We start from the raw sequence: 23,875 nt of genomic DNA on the forward strand, positions 1-23,875 counted from the left end.
CAGGCCGTTGAAATCGTAGGCGAGGCAGCCAGGGCAAGGCGAGAACAGGCGAAAAAAGCGCAGTTTACGCGCTGTAAATGAGCATTTTGGAGCCTGTTCTTAACGCCGCCCTGGCTAGCGCGAGGCGCTACGACGTGCGGGTTCGGCTTCCAGCAGATAACGCTCGCGATGGAAGGCGAGATAGTACTTGTTGACGCTGTTGACGTAGCCCACCACGCCCATGCCCACGGTTTCCAGGGCGATACGCTCGACCTGGAAGAACCACTGGTCCGGATTCAGCCCGCGCCGGCGCGCTTCGGCGCGCATGCTCTGCACCCGCTGCGGCCCCAGGTTATAGGCCGCCAGCACGAAGGCCATGCGCTCGCGCTCGTTGAGCCGTGGGCTGGCGAAGAACTTACGACGGATGCTGGCCAGGTACTTGGCACTGGCCTGCACGTTGTTGTCCAGCTGCTGGATATTGCCCACGCCTACGCTGCGCGCGGTCGCCGGCGTCACCTGCATCAGCCCGGTGGCGCCGCCGGCACCGCGCGCCGCCGGGTTGAGGGTGGATTCCTTGAAAGCCAGCGCGGCGAGGTTGAGCCAATCCAGATCGATCTGCTCGGCGTAGCGCTGCAGCACGGGGCGCACCTTCTCCAGGCGCTGCCGGCCGGTACGGTCGAGCGGGTAATGCACCTTGTACAGGCGCCGGTAGACCCGCTCGAAGGCCGCGTCCTGGTTCTGCGGCGCGCGGTAGTCCTTGAGAAAACCGTCGGCACTGGCGCGCAGCATGCTGGCCTCCTTGCGGACGAACCAGTGCATGTCGGCCTCGTCGGCCAGCGCCACCTGGCGCTCGATGCGCAGCTTGGGCATCACCCGCGCCCAGCGTTCGGCAATGGTCTGCTCGACCGCCGTGACCGGATAGATGCCGGCCTGCACCATTTCCAGCACGTCCTCGACCGCCAGCGTCGGATCGACCCACTCGACCACCACCGGCGCACGCTTGCGCTTCATCAGCTGTTCGTTGAGCCGGGCGACAGCGGCACCGGCGGCGCTGCCCGCCGGCAGCGCCAGGCTGCGCCCGGACAGTCGTTCCAGGCTGGCGTAGCGCGGCCCACCCTGGCGGCCGACCAGCACCAGCGCAACATCGCTGACCACCGGCCGGGTGCGGCTCACGCCGCGCATGCCCTTCAGATCGAGCAACTCACCGGGCGCCACCAGATCGCCCTCGCCGCGCTGCAATGCAGCCAGCAGCTGATCCTTGGCCTTGGGGATGATCTTCAGGCGGATAGCGCGCTCGGACTTTCGGTTCAGGTAACGCTCGAAGGCGCGCAGCCGTGCATACTCCACACCGATGGCTTCGCCCTTCACCTCGCCGGAGCTGTTGCGGCTCTGGTTGACCAGCACCCGCAGCACGCCGCTGCGGCGTATTTCCGCCAGATCGCGCACCGTCGCCGGCGCCTTCCACGCCTCCGGCCCCATCACCCGCGCAGCCGCCGGCCAGGGCGCGAGCGCCAGCAGACAGAGGATCAGCAGCAGGCGAAACATGACTCGTACATACCAGGCTCGAACCGGGCAACGGCGGCGAAAAAAGTAGCGAAGCCTCTCACAGCCGGGCCCGATCTGCCAATTCAGGCATGATCAACGGTTTGCCCTTCACGCATATTGTGTTGATTTTCAAGTGATTAACCTTAGTAGGAGTCTCGATGGAGCTCGTCGATATCGGCGTCAACCTGACCCATCCCAGCCTGGCCAGGCAGGCCAGTGAAGTGCTCGAACGCGCCCACGCAGCCGGCGTCGCGCAATGCGTGCTGACCGGCACCAGCCTCGCCGAAAGCGAAGCCGCGCTGGGCCTGTGCCGCACGCTCGACGACGGTCGCCAGCGGCTGTTCTGCACTGCCGGCGTCCACCCGCACGACGCCAGCCAGTGGAGCGCCGACAGCGCGGCGCAGCTGCGCGATCTGCTGCGCGAGCCGCAGGTGCGCGCGGTGGGCGAATGCGGGCTGGACTTCAACCGGGACTTCTCGCCGCGCCCACAGCAGGAACGCGTGCTGGAGGAACAGCTGGAGCTGGCGGTGGCGCTGCAATTGCCGGTGTTTCTCCACGAGCGCGACGCTGACCAGCGCCTGGTCGAAATCCTGCGGCCGCTGCGCGACCGCCTCGGCGCCGCGGTGGTGCATTGCTTCACTGGCGAGAAGCGCGCGCTGTACGCTTATCTCGACCTCGATCTGCACATCGGCATCACCGGCTGGATCTGCGACGAGCGCCGCGGCACCCATCTGCATCCGCTGGTGCGCGAAATACCGCGCGGCCGGCTGATGCTGGAAAGCGACGCGCCCTACCTGCTACCGCGCACGCTGCGACCCAAGCCGAAATCCGGCCACAACGAACCGGCCTATCTGCTTGAGGTGCTGCGCGAGGTGGCGCGCCATCGCGGTGAAAGCGAAGCCGAACTGGCTGCCCACACCACGCTCTGCGCCCGGCGTTTCTTCGACCTGCCGCTGCCGGACGCAACGCCGTGAAAATGTGCTCAAGCTCACGCCGTAACGGCCGTTAAGCCGACAACAAAACGGAAGAGAGCCGTCATGTTCGTCTGGGTCCGCGATCTGTCACTGAAATACAAGTTCTGGGCGCTCAACATGGTCGCCTTCGTCATCAGCCTGTTGCTGGTGCTCTACGCCGTGCATGTGGAACAGCAGTCGCGCAGCGCCGATGCCCGGCGTAACGCGCAGACCACCGCCGAACTGCTGACCGCCTGGCCCGCCACCGCCGAGCTGCCCGCCAGACCGGAGGTGGTCCGCTTCGTCGCCGGCGAGCGGATGCAGATCCAGGGTCAGACGCTTGCGCAAAACGCTGGCTGGACGGCGCTGGCGCATGATCGCCTGTTCGCCCGCGACCCGCTGATCGGCGCGCAGAGCGTCATCCGCGCCGACGGCCAGACGCTCGCCGTGGTGGCGCGAACCCCCAGTGTGCTCCAGGTTCTGGGCGAGCACTTCTTCAGCTATGCCGGTGCCGTGGCGGTACTCATGCTCGGTCTGCTCGGCGCCTCGCAGCTGCTTATCAGCTTTCTGCTCAGCCACCTCAACACGCTCAAGGACGTCATGCTGCACGTCGAGCGCTCCGGCGATCTCAGCGCGCGCGTGCCGCTCGAAAGCGGTGACGAGGTCGGCCAGATGGCCAGCGCCTTCAATGCGATGCAGAGCGGCTACCAGCGCATCGTCAGTACCGTCGCGCAGGCGGCCGCGCGCCTGGATGACGGCGCCGGGCGCCTCGCTGCCAGCATGAGCGACGTGCGCCAAGGCATGCTCGGCCAGCAGAGCGAGACTGACCAGGCCGCCACCGCGATCAACGAAATGAGTGCCACGGTGTTCCATATCGCCGAGCACGCCAGCGACACCCGCGACCGCTCGCAGCACGCCGACCAGCTGGCCAGCGACGGCCAGCGCGTGGTCGCGCGGGTGGAACAGTCGATCGCCAACCTGTCGGTCGGCGTGCAGCAGACCGCCGAAACCATCGGTCAGCTGGCCGCCGACAGCCAGAAGATCAACGGCGTGGTCAGCGTCATCCACAGCATCGCCGAGCAGACCAACCTGCTCGCGCTCAACGCCGCTATCGAAGCCGCGCGCGCCGGCGAGGCCGGCCGTGGCTTCGCGGTGGTCGCCGATGAAGTGCGCAACCTCGCCAGGCGCGTGCAGGACTCCACCGACGAGATCACCGGCATGATCGGCAACCTGCAGGCCATGACGCGCGATGCAGTCGAGTTCATGCAGGAAAGCTCGTTCAAGGCCGATGATTGCGTGCGCGAAGCGCGCGAGGCGGCGCAGGCGCTGGAGTCGATCACCGCCGCAGTGGCGCAGATGCGCGACAGCAATACGCAGATCGCCGTCGCCGCCGCGCAACAGAGCGAGGTAGCCGAGGAGCTCAACCGTTCGGTGACCGGCATCCGCGACGTTACCGAGCAGACCGTGCAGCAGACGGTCGACTCCGCCAGCACCAGCTCGCAACTGGCCGCGCTGTCGGGCGAGCTGAGCCGGGCCATCGGCCAGCTCAAGCTCTGACGGCCTGCCGGGAAAACGCGGGGCGGCGCCCCGCCCCGGTTAGCCGAACACCGTCACCGTCTGCCGGCTCAGCGCCACCAGCTCGCCGGTCGGCGTCCACAGCGCCGCCGCGCAATGTCCGTAGCCGTCGCGCGCGTGCTCGATCACCGCGCGGTACTGGCACCAGTCATGCGTATCCAGCGCGGGCAACGGCTGCACGAACTCGACGGTCCAGGTCAGCGAACTGCCCGGCGCGAAGCCCTTGAGGTGCGAGAGCACCGCCGGCGGCCACGCGTCGATCAGCGCCAGCAGGTGCGCTTCGTTCATCGGCTCGCGCGCGACCTCGCCGCGTTGGCGCACCCAGCCACCCATTTCGCGGGACGTGTTGCCGGAAAACGGCAGCCCACCGATGCCCCAACGCATCTCCAGATAGCGGGTGAATTCCGGCGTGACACCCGGCACGAAGGGCAGCGTCTGGCAGGCTTCGACCGGCGGCATGGCCGGCGCCGCCTCGGCAGCGACCGCCACCGCGGACTCGCGCGCGGCGCCGAAGCTGCCCTGGACAATGGTCACCACCTGGCCGTCCTGTACCGCCCGCCCCAGCATCTGGCTCACCGCCTTGCCCTCGCGCAGCACCTCCGCCTCGAAGCTGGCCGGCTGGTCCAGCGCCAGCGGCGCGACGAAGGTGATCGCCAGCGAACGCAGCGCGCGCTCCGGCGGCACCTTGGCGCGCATCGCCTCGTACACCAGCGCCGCCACCAGTCCGCCGAAACCGGCCCGGCCCTGCCCCCAGGTGGCGGGGATGGTCAGCTGCTGCGGATGCTCGCGCACGCCGCGCAACAGTTCGGAAAGGGTCATGTGCACCTCTTTTCATTGTTTTGTGGAGGCCGATGGTAAGGCCGGTGCTTGCCGGCGCGCGAGGACGCAAGCGCCGTAGACGCCCCTGGAAATGCCACGCCATCGCAGTCGGCAATCATCAACGGTCGGCTCAGTGCCGGGCACGCCGCCAGGGCAACTGGCGGCGCAGCGCGCGCAGCGCCTGGCGCAGCTCGGTGGGCGCGGCATCTGCGGCCGCGTAGCGCTGTTGCTCGTAACAGCGCAGGAAGGCATGAATCGCGTCGGCCTGGAGCGGCAACTGGCGCGCCGCGCGCACGGCGAAAGTCCGCGCGCCCTCGCCCGGCTCGCGCCGCAGGCCGTGGCGCGCCAGCGTCCGCTCGAAGGCGAGGAACAGCCGCTGCTGCACATCGCGCTCATGCCGCCAGGGCTTGAACAGCCACAGCGCGAGCAGGCCGAGCACCGCGGCGAGCGCCGTCACCAGGCCGATGCCGAGCGCCGTGGCGTCGACCTTGCCGAACCAGCGCTGCAACAGTTGTAACTGGCGCTCGCTCTGGTAATCGAGCACCCAGCGCTGCCAACCGTAGTTGAGTTCGTCCCAGCGCAGGCGCAGCTGGTTCAGCCAGCCGATATCGCGGTAACGCAGCAGCGACATCGGCGAATCCTCGAGAAAGCCTTCCTGGCCGGCCAGCGCCTGCTCCAGCCCCTGCTCGACCCGCTCCGGCGCCACCTGGAAGGTCGGATCGACGCTGACCCAGCCGCGTTCGGCAGTCCAGTATTCCACCCAGGCGTGCGCATCCAGCTGACGCACCGAGAGGTAGTTGCCGGCCGGATTGACCTCGCCGCCCTGGTAGCCGGCCACCACCCGCGCGGGGATGCCGGCGGCGCGCAGCACGAAGGTCATCGCCCCCGCGTAGTGCGCGCAGAAGCCGCTGCGGGTGCTGAAAAGGAAATCGTCGACGATGTCCGGGCCGACTTCCGGCGGCTTCAGCGTGTAGTGGTAGGGCTCGCGGTTGAAGTGGCGCAGCAGCGCCTGCACCACCGCCTCGGGCTCCTGCAGCGTGCGACGCAGTTCGCCGGCCCAGGCGTGGCTGCGCGGATTGCCCTGCGCCGGCAGCTGCAGCGCGCGGCCGAGGCTCGACGGCGCACGCTCGGCCTCACGCCGTGCGTCGGGCCAGGAGGTCACGTGATAAAGCAGCGGCTGGTTCACCGGCTGGCGGCGCTGCAGGTGGAAGTCGGCCATCAGCCGTGTATCGTCGGCCGCCACGCGCGGCACGTCGAGGGCGAACAGCCAGGGCTGGCCGCTGGGCTGCATGACGACGCTGTAGCGCAGCGGCTCGCCGGTCGGCTGCCAGTGTGGCTCCTGCGACACCTGCGCGGCGAAGGACTGCGACCAGCGCCGACCATCGAACTGCTCGAAGGTCACGGCGCGCCAGTACAATTGGTCGCGCGGCGGTATCTCGCCCTCGAAGCTGACGCGAAACGCCAGCGCCGCGGACTGACCGAGCCGGGCAATGTCGCCCGGCGCCATGTGGTCCGCCAGCCCGGTGAGGCTACGCGGCCCCGGCTGTGGCAGCGTCCACAGCGGCGCCAGCCGCGGGAAGAACAGGAACAGCAGGATCATCAGCGGTACCGCCTGCAGCAGCAGGCTGCCGGCCAGCCGCAGCGTCGGCCACGGCTGCGTCATCCGCGTGCCCTGCTGCAGACCGATCAGCGCCGCCAGCAGGGCAGTCACTGGCAACAGGCTGTACAGCCCGGCCAGTAACCCATCCTCGAACAGGTAGCTGGTCACCACCGCGAAGAAGCCAAGGAAGATCAGCACCAGTGCATCGCGCGCGGTGCGCATCTCCACCAGCTTGAGGATGAACGCCGCGATCAGCAGCACCACGCCGGCCTCCAGCCCGACCAGACTGCCGCGCGAGAAGTACACGCCGAAGCCGGCGCCGATCATCAGCGCCGCCTTGGCCCAGCTGTTGGGATAACGCAGGCGCATGCGGAAGATCTGAATTCGCCACACGGCGCAGCCCAGCCAGAGGCCGGTGATCCACAGCGGCAGGTGCGTCAGATGCGGCAGGATCACCAGCACCTGAGCCACCAGCAGCCAGATCAGCGCATTGCGCGGGATACCGGGTTTCGTGCTCATGCACCCTGCTCCGCACCGGTACCGTGCAGCGCCAGCGCACGCAGGCAGGCGTCACGGTGGGCCTGACCGCTATCCGGGCCGAGTGTCACGGCCGGCAGGCGCAAGGCGAACGGCTGGTGCGCGGCGCTCAGTTCCACGACCCAGTGACACAGCCGCGACAGGCGCTCCTCGCTGTCGCCCGTCAGCGCAGCGAAGTCCAGCAGCGGTTCGTTGCCGAGCAGGCTGGCGAACTCCTTCACCAGCAGGCCCTGGCCGCGCGAATAGGCTTTCCAGTGCAGGCGACGGCGCGAATCACCGGGCTGCCAGGCCTTCAACCCCTGATAATCGTCGACTCCTGCCCCCTGCGCACGCGCGCCGCCATCCTCGTCTTGCGCCGCCTCACCCTGCTGCGCCAACTCGCCTGCCAGCGGCTGCGGGTAGATCAATGCCGCCAACTCCAGATCGATCCAGCTCCAGGCCACCAGCAGACCCAACGGAAAGCGGCTCTCCACCCGCACCCGGCCGGGGCGCAGCCAGCCACGGCGCTCAGCCGGCAGGTTCAGCTCGACCTCCACCACTCCGCCGGCCGGCACATCCACCCGCTGCAGACCGCTGGCCGGCCAGCCGACGGTCACGGCCTGGTAGGCGCGCCCCTGGCTTTCCAGGCGCACACGCAACCGCGCCTGCTCGCCGACGAAAGCGGCAGTGGCGCCGCCGCTGTGCAGCACCAGCCCAGCGAGATTGCGCCAGGTGTGCAGGATGGTCACCAGATACAACGCGCCGAGCAGGAAGGTCAGGCCGTAGGCGAGGCTGTTCTGGTAGTTGATCGCAGTCAGCAGCATCAGTCCCAGCGCCGCGAGGAAAGCCAGCCCGACGCGAGTAGGCATGATGAAGATGCGTCGCTGATCGAGCCGCATGCTCGGCGCCGGCGGAATCCGCAGCAGCAGCCAGCGCTCGCGCAGACGTGGCAGCAGCCTCACGCGGCGCGCCCGTCGGGCCGTAGTGTCATCGTCAGCGCCATCAGAGCGCCGGCACTTCGCGCAGCAGCCACTGCACCAGCGCGCCGCCGCCGTGGCCGGAAGCATCGGCACGTTCGCGCAGGCGATGGCCGACCACCGTCGGCAGCACCGCCTGCACATCCTCGGGAATCGCGTAATCGCGGCCGTCGAGAAACGCCCAAGCGCGCGCCGCCGCCAGCAGCGCCAGGCTGCCGCGCGGCGACAGGCCCCAGGCGAACTGCGGCTGGGTACGGCTGGCTTCCACCAGACGCAACACGTAGTCGACCAGCGCATCGCTGACGCGCACGCCGGCCACGGCATCCTGCAGCGCCAACAGCTCGGTGCGTTCGAGCACCGGCGCTAACCGGGCCAGCAGGTCGCGGCGCGACTCGCCCAGCAGCAGCGCCTTCTCCGCGGCGCGGGCCGGATATCCCAGCGAGACGCGCATGAGGAAACGATCGAGCTGGGATTCCGGCAGCGCGAAGGTGCCGCCGGAACTCACCGGGTTCTGCGTGGCGATGACGAAGAACGGTTCCGGCAGCGCACGGGTGGCCCCCTCGATGGTGACCTGGCCCTCTTCCATGGCTTCGAGCAGGGCACTCTGGCTCTTGGGCGTGGCGCGGTTGATCTCGTCGGCGAGGATCAGCTCGGCGAAGATCGGCCCGGGATGAAAGACGAACTGGCTGCTGTCCTTGTCGAACACCGACGTGCCGAGGATGTCGCCCGGCAGCAGATCGGAGGTGAACTGGATGCGCTGGAACTCCAGGCCGAGCACCTTGGCCAGTGCATGGCTGAGCGTGGTCTTGCCCATGCCCGGCATGTCCTCGACCAGCAGGTGACCCCGTGCCAGCAGGCAGGCCAGCGCCAGTCGCACCTGAGCTTCCTTGCCGAGCAGTACTTCATTGACCGCGCGCAGACAGGCGTCCAATCGGGTGCGCATGCGACTCTCCTCTGTAGGTCCGGCCGATGCTACTGATCGACGACAGTCAGGCAAAGCGTTGGACATGCCGGGTAACGAGTTTGTGATCCGATGCTTGATCCAGAACCATGCAGCGGTTCGCCGCCCCGCCTAGGCTTGACCTCTCCCTCGTCGATAGGAGGCTTCGATGGCCGAACCCGACAGCTGGCACGCGCAACCCGCCGCGCAGATTCTGCAGCGACTGGACAGCACCCACAGCGGCCTGAGCGCCGAACAGGCGCAGCAGCGCCTGCAGCAGTTCGGCCCCAACCGGTTGCCGCAGCGCCGCGGCAACGGTGCGTTCAAGCGCCTGTTGCTGCAGTTCCACAATCTGCTGATCTACGTGCTGCTGCTCTCGGCGCTGGTCACCCTGGCGCTCGGCGAATGGCTCGACAGCGTGGTGATCGTCGCCGTGGTGGTGATCAACGCGCTGGTCGGCTTCGTTCAGGAAGGTAAAGCGGAACAGGCGATGCGCGCCATCCAGAAGCTGCTGACGCTCGACAGCCGCGTGCGCCGCGCCGGACGCACCCTCAGCGTACCGGCCGAAGAGCTGGTACCGGGCGACCTCGTACTGCTGGAACCCGGCGACCGGGTCCCGGCCGACCTGCGCCTGCTCGAATGTCGCGACCTGCGCATCGAAGAAGCCGCCCTGACCGGCGAATCGCTGCCCAGCAGCAAGCAGGTGGCGCCCGTCAGTCATGACGCCAGCCTCGGCGATCGCAGCAGCATGGCCTACTCCGGCACGCTGGTCAGCGCCGGCAACGGCTACGGCGTGGTGGTGGCAACCGCCGGGCAGACCGAGCTGGGCCGGATCAGCCACATGCTCGGCGAAGTGGTCAGCCTGCAGACGCCGCTGCTGGGCGACATCGCGCGCTTCGCCAAGGTCCTCACCGTGATTATCCTGGCGCTGGCGCTCGGCACCTACGTGTTTGGCGTCACGCTGCGCGATTACTCCTCCAGCGAGATGCTGCTGGCGGCAGTTGGTCTGGCGGTCGCGGCGATCCCCGAGGGCCTGCCCGCCGTGCTGACCATCGCCCTGGCGCTGGGCGTGCAGCGCATGGCGCGGCGGCGGGCGATCATCCGCCGGCTGCCGGCGGTCGAGAGCCTCGGCGCGGTGACGGTGATCTGCTCGGACAAGACCGGCACCCTGACGCGCAATGAAATGACCGTGCAGCAGGTCTTCACCGCCGAACACAATTATTTCATCCAGGGCGTCGGCTACACGCCGGCGGGCGCGGTCTGCACCGGCGACGGCCAGCCCTGCGAGCCGGAACAGGCCAGCGACCTGCTCGAGCTGGCCCGCGCCGGGCTGCTGTGCAACAGCGCCAGCCTGCTGCGCGAAGGCGATGGCTGGTGCATCACCGGGGACCCGACCGAGGCGGCGCTGCTCACCCTGGCCGGCAAGCTCGGCTTGCAGACCACTCACGAGCACACGCATATGCCGCGGGTCGACGGTATTCCGTTCAGCTCGGAGCGCCGCTGCATGGCCAGCCTGCATCACGACCATGCCGGCCACGGGCTGATCTATCTGGTCGGCGCGCCGGAGCGCCTGCTCGAAGTGTGCAACCGCCAGTTCGCCGCCGGCAGCACCGAGCCGCTGGACCCGGCCCACTGGCACGCCGTACTCGACGATGGCGCCCGTCAGGGCCTGCGCATGCTCGGCCTGGCGATGCGCGCGCTGGGCGCGCCGCAGCACGAGCTGGCCTACGAGGATCTCGAAGGCGACTTCGTGTTGCTCGGGCTGGTCGGCATGCTCGACCCTCCGCGCGAGGAAGCCATCGCTGCCATCGCCGAATGCCAGCGCGCCGGTATCGCCGTGAAGATGATCACCGGCGACCATGCCGCGACCGCCGCCGCCATCGCCCAGCGTCTCGGGCTCGGCGAGCAACCGCCGCTCACCGGCGCGGAGCTGGATCGGCTCAGCGACGCGGAGCTGGACGCGTGCCTGGCGCAGACCGCGGTATTCGCCCGCACCAGTCCGGCGCACAAGCTGCGCCTGGTTCAGCGCCTGCAGGCCGGCGGCGCACGGGTGGCGATGACCGGCGACGGCGTCAACGACGCGCCCGCGCTCAAGCGCGCCGATATCGGCGTGGCGATGGGCATCAAGGGCACCGAGGCGGCCAAGGAGGCGGCACAGATGGTGCTGGCCGACGACAACTTCGCCACCATCGCCCATGCGGTGGAGGAAGGCCGCACGGTCTACGACAACCTGAAGAAATCCATCCTGTTCATCCTGCCCACCAACGTCGGCGAGGCGCTGGTGCTGCTGGTCGCCATCGCGCTGGGGCTGACGCTACCGATCACGCCGCTGCAGATTCTCTGGCTGAACATGATCACCGCGGTGACGCTGGCGCTGGCGCTCGCCTTCGAGCCCGGCGAGGCCGATCTGATGCGCCGCCCGCCGCGCGATCCGAGCGCGCCGCTGCTGGGCGCGCAGCTGCTCTGGCGCGTGGTGCTGGTCTCGCTGCTGATGACGGCGGCCTGCATCGCGGTGTTCCTCTTTGCCCAGCGGCAGGGCTGGAGCCTGGAGGTCAGTCGCACGCTGGGGGTCAACACGCTGGTGTTCTGCGAGATCGCCTACCTGTTCGCCAGCCGCCAGATCAATGCACCGGCGCACTTCGGCCTGCGCGGCAATCCGATGGTCTGGAACATGGTCGCGCTGCTATTGGTGTTGCAGGTGGCGTTCACCCATTGGCCGCCGCTGCAGCGGTTGTTCCAGACCGCCGCGCTCAGCCCCCAGGCGTGGGCCATCTGCGCACTGGCCGGCGGCACGCTGCTGGCGGTGGTGGAGCTGGACAAGTGGTTGCGCCGGCGCATTGGCCGGCGCCTGTGAGCGGACCGGCGCCGGGATCACCGCGTTCAGGGTGGGGACCAGCTTTGCCGGCGGCCGACCGGCACCCGCCCTGCAGAGCTACGCTGCGCAGGCTGCCGTTCAGCGACCGGCGCGCGACTCTCTCAGGTAGAAGCGCGCCTTCTGCGCCTTTTCCACACAGCCATGAAACGCCTCGAACTGCTGCTGGGTCTTAGCGCCAGTAAGCAGGGCCATGGCTTTGGAATAGCTCACGGTGCCGGCGAACCCTTCGGCTTCTGCCAAGCTCTGCTCCTTCCACGCGGCGTCCAGCTCGGCGGCGCAGCTGTCACGGTAGGCGGTCTTGCCGGCGCAGCCGACCAGCAGCAGCGCTAGCAGGGGTACGGATAGCCAGACTTTCATCGTTCATCCCTCCGTTGCTTTCGAATCAATGCGACACAGCCGTGCGGGCGCGTTGCTGCAGGTATTCGACAACCGCCTGCTGCTCGCCGGCGAACTCGATACGCTCGGCCTTGCTCTCGCGCTGGTAGGCATACATCGGATCGTAGTACTCGCCGAGCAATCCTTCGATCCAGCCACGGTGCAGATCCACCGCGCCACTACGCGCCTGCTCGGCCAGCGCCTGGTCCATCAGCAACGCCAGACGCTGATAGCGCTCGCCGCCCAGGCGCTTCTGGATATTGACCAGGCTTTGCTGCAAACGCTCGGCGAACGCGGCGAAACCGGAGGCGCCCTGCTCGGCGATGAACTCGGCGCAGAGGTCGATCACGTAGTCCTTGAGAATCCGTTCGATGCGGCCCTCGAGGCTGTCTTCCAGCCACACCAGCGGAAACTGCTGCATGCCTTGAAACAGCGGCAGCGGAATCGAGCAGCGCCCCACCAGCCGCGCCTCGTCTTCCAGCGCGAAACGTTCAACGCCCGCCGCGCGCAGCTTCAGCAGGCGGATCGCCAGCATGTTTTCGAAATCGATCTGCCCGGGCTGCGGCGTCGCACGCTTGCCGAAGCTGGAGCCGCGATGATTGGCCAGCGCCTCCAGGTCCAGGCTGTTGTCCAGCCGCGCCAGCACTTCGGTCTTGCCAGTGCCGGTCATGCCGCCGACCAGCACGAAGTCGCACTGCTGGATCGCTTGCTCAAGGGTTTCGAGCAGGAAATGGCGCATCGCCTTGTAGCCACCGACCACCCGCGGATAGTCGATGCCCGCCTCGTCGCGCAGCCACTGCTGGACGATCTGCGAGCGCAGCCCGCCGCGGAAGCAGTACAGGTAGCCATCGGGGTGCGCGCGGGCGAAATCGGCCCAAGCCTGCATCCGCTCGGCCTTGACCTTGCCCGAGACGAGCTGGTGGCCCAGATCGAGCGCGGCCTTCTGCCCATGCTGCTTGTAGCAGGTGCCGACCTTCTGCCGCTCGCTGTCGTTCATCAGCGGCAGATTGACCGCGCCGGGAAACGCGCCTTTGGAAAATTCCACCGGCGCGCGGGCATCCATCATCGGAACGTCGTTAAGAAACAGCGCCCGGTAGTCAGCGGTATCGCCACGCATCAGCGCACCTCGACTGCATGGCGGCGCGCGTCGACCAGCAGGCCGATCGGCTCGAGCGCCAGGCCCAGCTCGCCGGCAACGGCCAGGAACTCTGCCTCGCCTTCCGGCGCCACGGCCACCAGCAGCCCGCCGCTGGTCTGCGGATCGCACAGCAGCTGCTTGTGCACCTCATCGAGCGCGGCGATGCGCTCACCGTAACTGTCGAAATTGCGCTGGGTGCCACCGGGCACGCAGCCCTGTTCGAGGTAGTACTCCACGCCCGGCAGACGCGGCACGCGCGCGTACTCGATCTCGGCCGTCACGCCGCTGCCGTCGGCCATTTCCACCAAGTGACCGAGCAGGCCGAAGCCGGTGACATCGGTCATCGCCTGCACGCCTTCGAGCTTGCCGAAGCGGCTGCCGGCGGTGTTGAGCGTGCACATCCAGTCGCGCGCCAGGCCCACGTCTTCGGCACGCAGCTTGGCCTTCTTCTCGGCGGTAGTGAGGATGCCGATGCCCAGCGGCTTGGTCAGGTAGAGCTTGCAGCCGGCAGTGGCCGTGTCGTTGCGCTTCATGTGGCGCTTACTGACCAGGCCGGTCACGGCCAGACCAAAGATCGGCTCGGGCGCATCGATCGAATGTCCACCGGCCAGCGGAATGCCGGCAGCGTCGCACACCGCACGGCCGCCAGCGATGACCTCGCGCGCCACTTCCGGCGGCAGCACATTGACCGGCCAGCCGAGGATGGCGATGGCCATCAGCGGGTCGCCGCCCATCGCGTAGATGTCGCTGATCGCGTTGGTCGCGGCGATACGACCGAAATCGAAGGGGTCGTCGACGATCGGCATGAAGAAGTCGGTGGTCGAGACGACGCCACGCTCTTCGTCGATGCCGTAGACCGCCGCATCGTCGCGCGAGGCATTGCCGACCCACAGCCGCGGATCAAGGTTCTGCGCGCCGCTGCCGGCAAGAATCACGTCCAGCACCCTGGGCGAGATCTTGCAGCCGCAACCGGCGCCATGGCTGTACTGGGTGAGGCGGATCGGTTCGCTCATCGGACTCTCTCGTGCTGCATGCAAAACGGGCCGCGATTGTAGCAAAGCCTTCGACGAGCGGCGGCAAACGGGGCGGCGACGACCTGCTTTGGTATAGCGCCCCTTGCGGCGTACCCGTGCGCGGCGAGAAGCTAACGACACAGAATGGGGGGAAGCCGCATGAGCAAGAAAGTAGCGCTGGTATTAGGCTCGGGAGGCGCGCGTGGGTATGCGCACATCGGCGTCATCGATGAGATCCTGGCACGTGGCTACACCATCGGCTGCATCGCCGGCTGCTCGATGGGCGCCGTGGTCGGTGGCATCTATGCTGCCGGCAAGCTGCGCGAGTACCGCGCCTGGATCGAGGGGCTGGATTATCTCGACCTGCTGCGCCTGGTCGATCCGAGCTTCAGCCTGGGTGCGATTCGCGGCGAGAAGGTCTTCGGCCGGGTACGCGAAATGCTCGGCGAGGTGAACATCGAGGATCTGCCGATCCCCTTCACGGCGGTGGCCACCGATCTCACCAACCAGCAGGAGATCTGGTTCCAGGAAGGCAGTCTGGAGCTGGCGATGCGCGCGTCCGCGGCGATTCCCAGCCTGTTCACGCCGGTGGTGCAGGACAACCGCGTGCTGGTCGACGGCGGCCTGCTCAACCCGCTACCGATCGTGCCGGTGGTGTCGAGCCACTGCGATCTGATCGTCGCGGTCAACCTCAACGCCAACAACCACAAGCAATATTCGCTGCCGGAAATCGAACGCCCGGGGCGCTTCGATTCGATGCTGACTTCGATCAGCTCGCACATCCCGTTCTGGCGCAAGGACGGTGGCGGTCTTTCGCCGCAACACATCGCCGATATCCGCGCCAGCGAGCTGCTGCGCGGCGACCAGCCGCCGGCGGCGCCGTCCAGCGAGACGGCACCGAAGTCGGCCGCAGGCTCGACCGTCGTGGATGTCGGCGGCCCCGCTTCGTTGCTGGAACTGATCAACCAGAGCTTCGACGTTATGCAGTCGTCCCTGGCGCAGTACAAGATCGCCGGCTATCCGCCGAACGTGCTGGTGAACATTCCCAAGCGCGCCTGTCGTTTTTACGAGTTTGACAAGGCGCCGGAGCTGATCGAGCTGGGGCGCATCGTGGCCCATGACGCCTTGGCGCGCTACGAGCTGGAGCTGTAGCGCCGCCCGCCGGCCGCTAGCACTGCGGCTTGTCGATCGGCTCCCCGGTGCTGTCCTTCTCGGCGGTTTGCGGGACTTCCTTGATCAGCCAGTCGCCCAGCAGGCTGAAGGCCACGGCCAGCAGTGTCGGCCCGAGGAAAAGCCCCATGAAACCGAACGCCAGTACCCCGCCGAACACGCCGAGCAGCACCACCACCAGCGGCAGGTTGCCGCCGCGGCTGATCAGATAGGGTTTGAGGATGTTGTCCACCCCGCTGATGATGAACATGCCCCAGACACCGAGAAACACTGCCATGCCGTAGTCGCCCTGCCATACCAGCCAGGCGACCGCCGGCCCCCAGACCAGTGGCGGCACCATCACGAAACTGAACGCGAAGGTGAGCAGGCCGAGCACCAGCGCAGCCGGCACCCCGGCGATGCTGAAGCCCACGTAGGCCAGCACCGCCTGCGCCGCTGCGGTACCGATGACACCGTTGACCACGCGCTGCACCGTGCCGGCCACCAGTTCCAGATAGTGGTCGGCACGCTCGCCACCGATCAGCCGGTCCAGCAGGCTGTGGACGAACGCCGCCAGGCGCGGCCCGTCGCGATAGAAGAAGAACACCAGCACCAGGCTCAACGCCAGCTCGAGCATGCCGCCACCGATGCGCGCGCTGCGCACCAGCAGCCAGTTGCCGACCTGGCCGATGTACGGGCGAGCGCTGGCCAGCAGCGCCGTGCCCTGTTCATGGACGGTGCTCCACAGCGTGACCAGGCTGTCGCCGATCAGTGGCAGTTCGCCGAGCCATGTCGGCGGCGCTGGCAGACCGTCGACCTGCAGGTCGTGCAGCAGGGCGTTGGCTTCGCGAATCTGGTCGGCGATGTTGAAGCCGAGCCAGACCAGCGGCACGGCCACCAGCACCATCCAGCAAAAGGTCAGCAACCCCGCCGCCAGGCTTGCGTTGCCGTTCAGCTGACGGGTCAGCAGGCGCATCAGCGGCCAGCTGGCAAACGCCAACACGGCGGCCCAGAACAGCGCCGAAGCGAACGGCGCCAGCACCCAGAGGCAGGCACCGAGCAGGACCAGAAGCAGGATCTGCACCAGCAGGCGGTCGTTGTTGGGCATGCGCGGTTACTCTCTGGAAAGGACGGCTATTGCAGCCCGACGAAGCGTCTCAGCGCAATAGCCTGATGAGCAGCCCGGCTTCGGCCGAGTCGTCGAGCTCGAGCCGTCGGGCGCCGATCCGCTCGGCGATCAGGGCTTCGCGCCAGGCGGCGCCGGTACGCCCGGCCAAGCTGATGCGAAGGGTACTATCCAGCCGCATGAGGTCGGCAAGCAGCGCGCTCCACTCGGTCGACGGTTCATCCGGCAGGCGCGGCAGGCGCAGCTCGCCACTGTCGCGCAGCTGGCGCAGCAGGGTTGCCGCATTCGGCAACAGCTCCCCGAGCGGCGCGCTCGGCTCCAGCTGCTCGACATGAAGATAGGAGCGGCCGTTGCCGCGTGTGACGCCATAGAGCGCGAGCAGGCTGTCACCGGCCTGCGGCAGGCGCGCCAGCAGGTAGGCCTGCTGACCTTCCGGCCCGTAGAGCCTGGCCTTGCCGAACACCGCATTGGCCCACAGGCTGCTCGAACCGCACTCACGGCCCTCGCACCAGAACAACAGCTCTGCGCCGCCATCGAGCACCGCGTGCCGGGACTGGGTGAAGGCTTCGATGCCACTGTGGGTATCGGGAAGCTGATAGGTAACGACGGTCAACTGGCCAGCTGCGCTGACCTGGCTGGCCATGCGCAACTTGCCGCTGATACGGCGAATCGAGTCCAGCGGATAGATCCGCTCGCTCACCGGCGCCTGCCGATAATCGACGATCTCTGCCTGCGGGTAGCGCGCCAGAACCGCGAGATCGGCGCTACCGGCAACGTCCGCCGCCAGCAACGGCGTGCCCGTCAGCAACAATCCCAGCAGGCCTGTCCATCGCATCGCTCTTTTCAACGCATCACCCTTGCTTGCACGAGTTTCATCCGGCATCTGGCCGCCGCCGATGGAGGCGGCCAGATGCCGACTGGCGGTCAGCCTCGCCAGTTGCCAAAAGCAAGTCAAGCAGGCGATTGCCACAGCATCTTGCGTGACGGCGCGCTAGCGAAAGAAGGGTTCGAAGCACGCGGCGACCGCAGCGGCGCCGGCCTCGTCGTCCAGATGCAGGTGATGGCCGCCGGACAGGTAATGCTTGTCGAACGGCAGTTGCGCGGTCAGTTCACGCAGTTTCGGTTCGGTCATCAGCCCCTGCTCGGCCAGCACAAGGGTGGTTGGGCAGGTGACCTGCGAGACAAATGCCAGCGCGTGCGCGCGCGTCAGCCGCAACGGCGACGGCAGCATCAGCCGTGCATCGGTACGCCAGGTATAGCCGCCCGGCACGGGCATCAGGCCGCGCTCGGCCAGACGCTCGGCGGCTTCGCGACTGACCGCACCGACACCTTTCATGCGCGCCGCGACGGCCCGCTCGAAGGTCGCATAGACCGGCTTGCGCCTGTCGTCGACCACCAGCAGTGCATCGAGCGCGGCACCCAGCCGCTGCGGTGCCTCGTCCGCCTCACCGGTGTAGGGAATCACCCCGTCGATCAGCGCCAGCCGCTCGACCCGCTGCGGCAGCGCACCGGCCAGCAGCACCGCGACGATCGCGCCCATCGAGTGACCCAGCAGGGAAAAACGCTGCCAGCCGAACTGTTCGGCCACCTGCAACACATCGAGCGCGTAGTCCCAGAGGTTGTAGCCCGCGCCCAGCGGACGATGCGCCGAATGGCCATGCCCCGGTAGATCCAGCGCGACGATGCGCAGACCCGGCAAGCGCGGCGCCAGCCGGCTGAAACTCGCCGCGTTGTCCAGCCAGCCATGCAGCGCGATCACCGGGCGGCCGTCCTGCGGTCCGTACAGGTGCGCAGCCACTTCGATATGCGGCAAGCTCAGCCGGACCTCCTCGAATGCCACACTCATGCGGCACCCCGGTTCGCGACAGCCGGGTTCCAGCGAGCCAGCAGACGACGCAGCAGATCGGCGGTTTCCGTCGGACGCTCCAGTGGGAACATATGTCCGCCGGGCAGGCGATGCGCCTCGCCGCGCGCCATTAAGCGCAGCAGATAGGCGTGATGTGGCAGCACCACGCGGCTGTCGCGGCCGCGCACCATCGCCAGCGGAATCTTCAATGCCGGCGGCCAGCCAGGCGTCACATGCGGCACGCTGCGGTAGATGTCGATCTCTGTCCGCGGATCGAAACGCAGGCGCATCCCCTGCCCCGCCGGCTCGAGGCCATGCTCGATATAGGCAGCCAGGCAGTCGGGATCGAAGCTGCGAAAAAGCGTCTTGCCGGCGAAATAGGCATGTGCTTCCTCGGCGCTGTCGAACTGCTCGCGCCGGCCCAGGGTGCGCCCGGCCGGCGTCAGCCGATCGATGAAACCGAGCCGCTTGGCGGCCCAGATCAGCGTCTGGTCGAACCACGTCGGCAGCGGCGAATCGAGCATCACCACGCCGTGATACAGCTCGGGGCGCAGCAGCGCCGCACGGTAATGCAGCATGCCACCGAAGGAATGGCCAACGCCCCAGACCGGCTCGCCCAGCCGCTCCAGCTGCTCGAACAGCTCCTGCAGCAGGTTGTGCCAGTTGTCGTCCACCGGAAAGCGCGGATCGTGGCCATGCCGGTCCATGTGCTCCACACGGTATTCAGGCGCCAGCGCGGCGAACAACTTGCGGTAGGTCGCCGACGGGAAGCCGTTGGCATGGGCGAAGAAGATGCGTTGCGACATGGACACGGCTGACGAGAAAGGTCAGGCCATTGTAGGCGGCCACCCCTGCCGGACAATCGCCCCGACGCGCCCGCGTGAGCGGCATTCATGCCAAACAACGGACCGTGGCGGGTCGACGGTGTTATTCGGACAGCGGCACTATCGCCACCGTCAGCCGCGAGATGCAGCTGGGCTTGCCATCTTCGCCATGCAGGCGAATATCCCAGACATGCGTCGAGCGCCCCAGATGCACCGGGCGGCACACGCCGGTCACGCGCCCGCTGCGCAGCGCGCGCAGGTGGTTGGCGTTGACTTCGAGCCCGACGCAATAGAAGCGGCTGGTGTCGATGCAGTGATAGCTGGCCATCGACCCGAGGGTCTCGGCCAACACCACCGACGCCCCGCCGTGCAGCAGGCCGTACGGCTGATGGGTACGCGCATCGACCGGCATGCTCGCGGTGATGGACTGGTCGTCGAAGGACTCGAAGCGAATATCCAGCAGTTCGCTGATGGTGTTCTTGCGGTTGCTGTGCAGGCTGTCCAGATCGGGCTGACGTTTCCAGATACTCAAAGTCACGCACTCCATTTCCATATTGTTGTTATCGAACGGCACGTTTGCCGGCAGCGGGCCGACTTTGGCTGGCGCTCAGCGAGCGTGGCGCAGCGAGACCAGGCGCATCAGCCCGGCAGCCAGCGCTTCGCCTTCCAGTTCGGCGAGGCTGGAGGTCGCCATCGGCAACGACTCGTCGCGCTGGCCATGCACCAGCCAGCCACCGAGCGTACCGACGAATGGCTGGTGCGTCACCAGCAGCAAATGCTGTTCAGGGCGCCGGTCCAGATACAGCATGGCTTCGCGCAGATCGGAATCGGGCGTCGCCCAGGGCACGGTCTCGAACGAACCGCTGAAGCCCAGCTCCTGACGAACGATCTCCGCCGTCTGCTGGGCGCGCTGATAAGGGCTTACCAGAATCGTCTGCAGCGGCCGGTTGCGCAGATGCGCGGCAATCGCACGCACGTCGAGCCGCCCCTGTTCGGTCAGATTGCGTTCGGCGTCCGTGCGCGCTCGCGGCTCGGCCTCGCCGTGACGTAATAGCCAGAGTTTCATGGCGTTGGCTCTTGTGGCGAGGAGGGGGTCGGCGGTGCGGTCGGCGCACTCGGCAAGTCGGCGGCACGCGGTGCCGGCCAGTCCGATAGCGGCCAGGGCTTGTGTTCGGTGTTGAAGGTGCCGAAACGGCCGATCTGCGCGATGTACTGGCTCAGGCTGTCGCCAAATCCCTGCAGGCTCGGGTCCGGCTGGCCTTTGAGTACACGCAGGAACAGCTGCAGCAACACGACAACCAGCAGCACCAGCTCGGCCAGCTGCCAGACGAGAAAGAACAGCAGCATCCAAACGATCCGCAGAATCAGCGACTCACGCTCGGCGCCGTGATTGGATTGGTTCATGGTTTTCTCTTGTCCTGTTCAGAAACCGTCGGTGGAAATGAAGTCGATATCGGTCTTCGGCTCGCCACGCATCAGCGCGCCGATCACCTGATCGAGCGTACGCCCCTCGAAAAGCACCGCATGCAGCCCCGCGACCAGCGGCATGTAGACCTGCATCTCCTCGGCCTTGGTCTTGAGCACCTTGATGGTGTTAACGCCCTCGGCGACTTCGCCCAGGCGCGACACCGCTTCCTCGAGACTCAGACCTTCTCCCAGCGCATGGCCGACCTGGAAGTTGCGGCTCTTGGGCGAGGTACAGGTCACGATCAGGTCGCCGACCCCGGCCAGGCCGAGGAAAGTCATCGGATTAGCCCCGAGCTTGACCGCGAAGCGCGTCATCTCGGCGAGTGCGCGGGTGATCAGCATGCTGCGGGTGTTCTCGCCCATGCCCAGCGCCGCCGCCATGCCCGCCATGATCGCGTAGACATTCTTCAGCGCACCACCCAGCTCGACGCCGAAGCGGTCGGCGCTGGCATAGACGCGAAAGGTCCGGCCATGCAGGACTGCCTGCACGTTGCGACATAGTGCCTCATCGTCGCTGGCCACCACGGTGGCGGTGAGCGCATGCTCGGCGACCTCGCGCGCGAGATTCGGCCCGGACAGCACCCCGATGCGTGCCTGGGGTGCGATTTCTTCGAGGATCTGACTCATCAGCTTGAAGCCGTGCGCCTCGATACCTTTGGTGGTGCTGACCAGCTGTTTGCCCGCCAACTGCGCGGAAAACGGCTGCAGCGCCTGGCGCAACGCGCTGGACGGCAGCGCGACGAAGATCAATTCGCACGCATCCAGGGTCTGCGCCAGATCGGTGGTCGGCTGCACCTGCGGCAGGATGGTCACGCCCTTGAGATAGCGCGGGTTCTGGCGCTGACTGCGAATGCTTTCAGCCTGCTCGGCGTCACGCATCCAGAGTCGGACGTCGTGCCCGTTCTCCGCCAGCAGATTGGCGATCGCCGTACCGAAACTGCCGCCGCCGAGCACGGCGATGGGTTGCTTAGCTGTCATGTGGTTACCGTAATGAGCCATTCGCGATGGCAATAGCTGGACATTATACGTTGCACATCGCACGCAGCCACCGCCCAGCCGGGCCAAGCAGGGCACTTCGCGGCGCGTTGGCGAAGCCACGGCATTCCTGCGTTGAACATTGGTCTATGACACGGAGCCGCTGCAAAATCTTCGTGATGCGGCAAGGAGTGTTAAAGTAGCCCGCCATCTCCGTCCTCACTTTGCTGCAGCGGCGGGCTGGAGAAGCGATGACCGACTGTCCACGCTGTGACTTTAGCCACAACGCGACAGTCTATGACTAGTCTTTATAGCCAGGCCCCGTGCGCACGGAGCCGGTCGGTAAGCAGCACAAAGCCCTGCATAGAAGGGACCATTGAGGAATACGCATGACCAAACAACACGCCTTTACTCGGGAAGACCTGCTTCGTTGCAGCCGCGGCGAGCTCTTCGGTCCCGGTAATGCGCAACTGCCCGCACCGAACATGCTGATGGTCGACCGTATCGTTCACATCAGCGAAGTCGGCGGCAAGTATGGCAAGGGCGAGCTGGTCGCCGAACTGGATATCAACCCTGATCTCTGGTTCTTTGCCTGCCATTTCGAAGGTGATCCGGTCATGCCCGGTTGCCTGGGCCTGGATGCCATGTGGCAGCTGGTTGGCTTCTACCTCGGCTGGCAGGGCAACCCCGGCCGCGGCCGCGCCCTCGGCTCGGGCGAAGTGAAATTCTTCGGCCAGGTCCTGCCGACCGCCAAGAAGGTCACCTATAACATCCATATCAAGCGCACCATCAACCGCTCGCTGATCCTCGGCATCGCCGACGGCACTGTCAGCGTCGATGGCCGCGAGATCTACAGTGCCGAAGGTTTGCGCGTCGGCCTGTTCACTTCTACAGACAGCTTCTGAAGGACATCCGCATGCGTCGCGTCGTGATCACTGGCCTGGGTATTGTTTCCTGCCTGGGCAATGACAAAGAGACCGTCTCCGGCAACCTGCGCGCCGGTCGCCCCGGCATCCGCTTCAATCAGTCCTATGCAGATATGGGGCTGCGCAGCCAAGTTTCCGGCTCCGTCAATCTGAACCTCGAAGAGCTGATCGACCGCAAGGTCCTGCGCTTCATGGGCGACGCTGCCGCCTATGCCTACCTGGCCATGGAGCAGGCGGTGAAGGACGCCGGCTTCAGCCTCGATGACATTTCCAACCCGCGCATCGGCTTGGTCGCCGGTTCGGGTGGTGCTTCGACCATCAACCAGATGGAAGCCATCGATATCCTGCGCGACAAGGGTGTGAAGCGCATCGGCCCATACCGCGTGCCGCGCACGATGAGCAGCACCGTGTCGGCCTGCCTGGCCACGCCGTTCCGCATCAAGGGCATCAACTACTCCATCGCTTCGGCCTGCGCCACCAGCGCGCACTGCATCGGCCACGCGATGGAGCAGATCCAGATGGGCAAGCAGGATGTGGTTTTCGCCGGCGGTGGTGAAGAAGAGCATTGGAGTCAGAGCTGCCTGTTCGACGCCATGGGTGCGCTGTCCAGCCAGTACAACGAGACCCCGGAAAAGGCTTCCCGCGCCTACGACGCCAAGCGTGACGGCTTCGTTATCGCCGGCGGCGGCGGCATGGTGGTGGTCGAGGAGCTGGAGCACGCGCTCAAGCGCGGCGCGCGCATCTATGCCGAGATCGTCGGCTACGGCGCGACCTCCGACGGTTACGACATGGTGGCTCCGAGCGGCGAAGGCGCCCTGCGCTGCATGCAGCAGGCGATGTCCACCGTCGACGGCCCGATCGACTATCTCAACACCCACGGCACCTCCACCCCGGTGGGCGATGTGGCCGAGATCCGCGCCGTACGCAACATGTTCGGTGACAAGGTCCCCGTCATCAGCTCGACCAAGAGCCTGTCCGGCCACTCGCTGGGCGCCGCCGGCGTTCACGAAGCGATCTACTCGATGCTGATGATGGAAGGCAACTTCATCGCCGGCTCGGCCAACATCGACGAGCTGGACCCGGAAGTCGCCGACATGCCGATCCTGCGTGAAACGCGCGAGAACGCACAGATCGACACCGTGATGAGCAACAGCTTCGGCTTCGGCGGTACCAACGCCACGCTGGTGCTCAAGCGCTGGAAAGGCTGATTCGACCAACGTCTGCAACACATGAAAACGCCCCGATCTTCGGGGCGTT

The 23,875-nt window shown here is 66.9% G+C and carries 22 protein-coding genes; 6 read left to right on the plus strand and 16 right to left on the minus strand.

Features of this window, described 5'->3' with window-relative positions; genetic code table 11:
* Window positions 1-114: 114 nt before the first annotated feature.
* Window positions 115-1,524 carry an MltF family protein gene (locus HU825_RS16490; protein ID WP_043297119.1) on the minus strand — a complete coding sequence of 470 codons (1,410 nt, stop codon included), beginning with the start codon at window positions 1,522-1,524 and terminating at the stop codon, window positions 115-117.
* Between the two features lie 158 nt (window positions 1,525-1,682).
* Here HU825_RS16490 and HU825_RS16495 point away from each other — a divergent pair, with 158 nt between their 5' ends.
* Both HU825_RS16495 and HU825_RS18950 read left to right on the plus strand, forming a co-directional pair.
* A complete protein-coding gene (locus tag HU825_RS16495) occupies window positions 1,683-2,498 on the plus strand; it encodes a TatD family hydrolase (RefSeq protein ID WP_077683034.1) in 816 nt (271 codons plus the stop codon).
* A gap of 831 nt (window positions 2,499-3,329) precedes the next feature.
* Window positions 3,330-4,034: a methyl-accepting chemotaxis protein gene (locus HU825_RS18950; RefSeq protein WP_431978476.1), complete on the plus strand. Its 705-nt coding sequence runs from the start codon at window positions 3,330-3,332 to the stop codon at window positions 4,032-4,034.
* A gap of 39 nt (window positions 4,035-4,073) precedes the next feature.
* Here HU825_RS18950 and HU825_RS16505 read toward each other — a convergent pair whose 3' ends face one another.
* The 4 genes from HU825_RS16505 to HU825_RS16520 all read right to left on the minus strand — a co-directional run bounded on the left by HU825_RS16505 (window position 4,074) and on the right by HU825_RS16520 (window position 8,907).
* A complete protein-coding gene (locus HU825_RS16505; RefSeq protein ID WP_234302486.1) occupies window positions 4,074-4,871 on the minus strand; it encodes an acyl-CoA thioesterase in 798 nt (265 codons plus the stop codon).
* A gap of 130 nt (window positions 4,872-5,001) precedes the next feature.
* Window positions 5,002-6,990, minus strand: a complete 1,989-nt coding sequence (locus HU825_RS16510; RefSeq protein WP_234302487.1) for a transglutaminase TgpA family protein — start codon at window positions 6,988-6,990, stop codon at window positions 5,002-5,004.
* On the minus strand, window positions 6,987-7,949 hold the full coding sequence (locus HU825_RS16515; protein ID WP_234302488.1) for a DUF58 domain-containing protein: 963 nt from the start codon (window positions 7,947-7,949) through the stop codon (window positions 6,987-6,989). Before HU825_RS16515 ends, HU825_RS16510 begins: the two co-directional genes overlap by 4 nt.
* Before the next feature lie 40 nt (window positions 7,950-7,989).
* Window positions 7,990-8,907 (minus strand): AAA family ATPase, encoded by a 918-nt coding sequence (locus HU825_RS16520; RefSeq protein ID WP_234302489.1) that lies wholly within the window; start codon window positions 8,905-8,907, stop codon window positions 7,990-7,992.
* A gap of 166 nt (window positions 8,908-9,073) precedes the next feature.
* Here HU825_RS16520 and HU825_RS16525 point away from each other — a divergent pair, with 166 nt between their 5' ends.
* The gene (locus HU825_RS16525; RefSeq protein WP_234302490.1) at window positions 9,074-11,758 is read left to right on the plus strand and encodes an HAD-IC family P-type ATPase; all 2,685 of its coding nucleotides are present in this window, start codon (window positions 9,074-9,076) and stop codon (window positions 11,756-11,758) included.
* Window positions 11,759-11,857: 99 nt separating this feature from the next.
* Here the strand turns inward: HU825_RS16525 and HU825_RS16530 are convergent, their stop codons facing one another.
* The 3 genes from HU825_RS16530 to selD are packed head-to-tail and all read right to left on the minus strand — an operon-like array spanning window position 11,858 to window position 14,305.
* Window positions 11,858-12,136, minus strand: coding sequence for a hypothetical protein (locus HU825_RS16530; RefSeq protein WP_008570229.1), 279 nt, complete (start codon window positions 12,134-12,136; stop codon window positions 11,858-11,860).
* Between the two features lie 25 nt (window positions 12,137-12,161).
* Window positions 12,162-13,271, minus strand: a complete 1,110-nt coding sequence (mnmH, locus tag HU825_RS16535) for a tRNA 2-selenouridine(34) synthase MnmH (RefSeq protein WP_054093211.1) — start codon at window positions 13,269-13,271, stop codon at window positions 12,162-12,164.
* Window positions 13,271-14,305, minus strand: a complete 1,035-nt coding sequence (selD, locus tag HU825_RS16540; RefSeq protein WP_156714864.1) for a selenide, water dikinase SelD — start codon at window positions 14,303-14,305, stop codon at window positions 13,271-13,273. Before selD ends, mnmH begins: the two co-directional genes overlap by 1 nt.
* Window positions 14,306-14,464: 159 nt before the next feature.
* Between selD and HU825_RS16545 the strand changes: the two genes are divergently transcribed.
* Window positions 14,465-15,457: a patatin-like phospholipase family protein gene (locus HU825_RS16545; protein ID WP_043297129.1), complete on the plus strand. Its 993-nt coding sequence runs from the start codon at window positions 14,465-14,467 to the stop codon at window positions 15,455-15,457.
* Window positions 15,458-15,473: 16 nt separating this feature from the next.
* Here the strand turns inward: HU825_RS16545 and HU825_RS16550 are convergent, their stop codons facing one another.
* From HU825_RS16550 to HU825_RS16585, 8 genes are all read right to left on the minus strand, one after another.
* Entirely contained in the window at window positions 15,474-16,562 is a 1,089-nt protein-coding gene (locus HU825_RS16550) for an AI-2E family transporter (RefSeq protein WP_077683027.1), read from the minus strand.
* Between the two features lie 49 nt (window positions 16,563-16,611).
* Entirely contained in the window at window positions 16,612-17,415 is an 804-nt protein-coding gene (locus tag HU825_RS16555) for a DUF4892 domain-containing protein (protein ID WP_081002724.1), read from the minus strand.
* Window positions 17,416-17,571: 156 nt separating this feature from the next.
* Window positions 17,572-18,426, minus strand: a complete 855-nt coding sequence (locus HU825_RS16560) for an alpha/beta hydrolase (RefSeq protein ID WP_234302491.1) — start codon at window positions 18,424-18,426, stop codon at window positions 17,572-17,574.
* Window positions 18,423-19,232 carry an alpha/beta fold hydrolase gene (locus HU825_RS16565; RefSeq protein WP_054093214.1) on the minus strand — a complete coding sequence of 270 codons (810 nt, stop codon included), beginning with the start codon at window positions 19,230-19,232 and terminating at the stop codon, window positions 18,423-18,425. The genes HU825_RS16560 and HU825_RS16565 overlap by 4 nt, the downstream gene beginning before the upstream one ends.
* 121 nt (window positions 19,233-19,353) lie before the next feature.
* Complete coding sequence (locus tag HU825_RS16570; protein ID WP_234302492.1) at window positions 19,354-19,782, minus strand: hotdog fold thioesterase; 429 nt, start codon at window positions 19,780-19,782, stop codon at window positions 19,354-19,356.
* 75 nt (window positions 19,783-19,857) lie between these two features.
* Window positions 19,858-20,316 (minus strand): phosphohistidine phosphatase SixA, encoded by a 459-nt coding sequence (gene sixA / locus HU825_RS16575; RefSeq protein WP_043297133.1) that lies wholly within the window; start codon window positions 20,314-20,316, stop codon window positions 19,858-19,860.
* Window positions 20,313-20,654, minus strand: a complete 342-nt coding sequence (locus tag HU825_RS16580) for a DUF4389 domain-containing protein (RefSeq protein ID WP_043297134.1) — start codon at window positions 20,652-20,654, stop codon at window positions 20,313-20,315. The genes sixA and HU825_RS16580 overlap by 4 nt, the downstream gene beginning before the upstream one ends.
* Window positions 20,655-20,672: 18 nt before the next feature.
* Complete coding sequence (locus HU825_RS16585) at window positions 20,673-21,695, minus strand: NAD(P)H-dependent glycerol-3-phosphate dehydrogenase (RefSeq protein ID WP_077683022.1); 1,023 nt, start codon at window positions 21,693-21,695, stop codon at window positions 20,673-20,675.
* 386 nt (window positions 21,696-22,081) lie between these two features.
* Here HU825_RS16585 and fabA point away from each other — a divergent pair, with 386 nt between their 5' ends.
* Both fabA and fabB read left to right on the plus strand, forming a co-directional pair.
* Window positions 22,082-22,597: a 3-hydroxyacyl-[acyl-carrier-protein] dehydratase FabA gene (gene fabA, locus HU825_RS16590; protein ID WP_003285418.1), complete on the plus strand. Its 516-nt coding sequence runs from the start codon at window positions 22,082-22,084 to the stop codon at window positions 22,595-22,597.
* 11 nt (window positions 22,598-22,608) lie between these two features.
* On the plus strand, window positions 22,609-23,826 hold the full coding sequence (fabB, locus tag HU825_RS16595) for a beta-ketoacyl-ACP synthase I (protein WP_043297136.1): 1,218 nt from the start codon (window positions 22,609-22,611) through the stop codon (window positions 23,824-23,826).
* Window positions 23,827-23,875 lie beyond the last annotated feature (49 nt).

It is taken from the genome of Pseudomonas phenolilytica (genome assembly GCF_021432765.1).
In the GTDB taxonomy this organism is placed as follows: domain Bacteria; phylum Pseudomonadota; class Gammaproteobacteria; order Pseudomonadales; family Pseudomonadaceae; genus Stutzerimonas; species Stutzerimonas phenolilytica.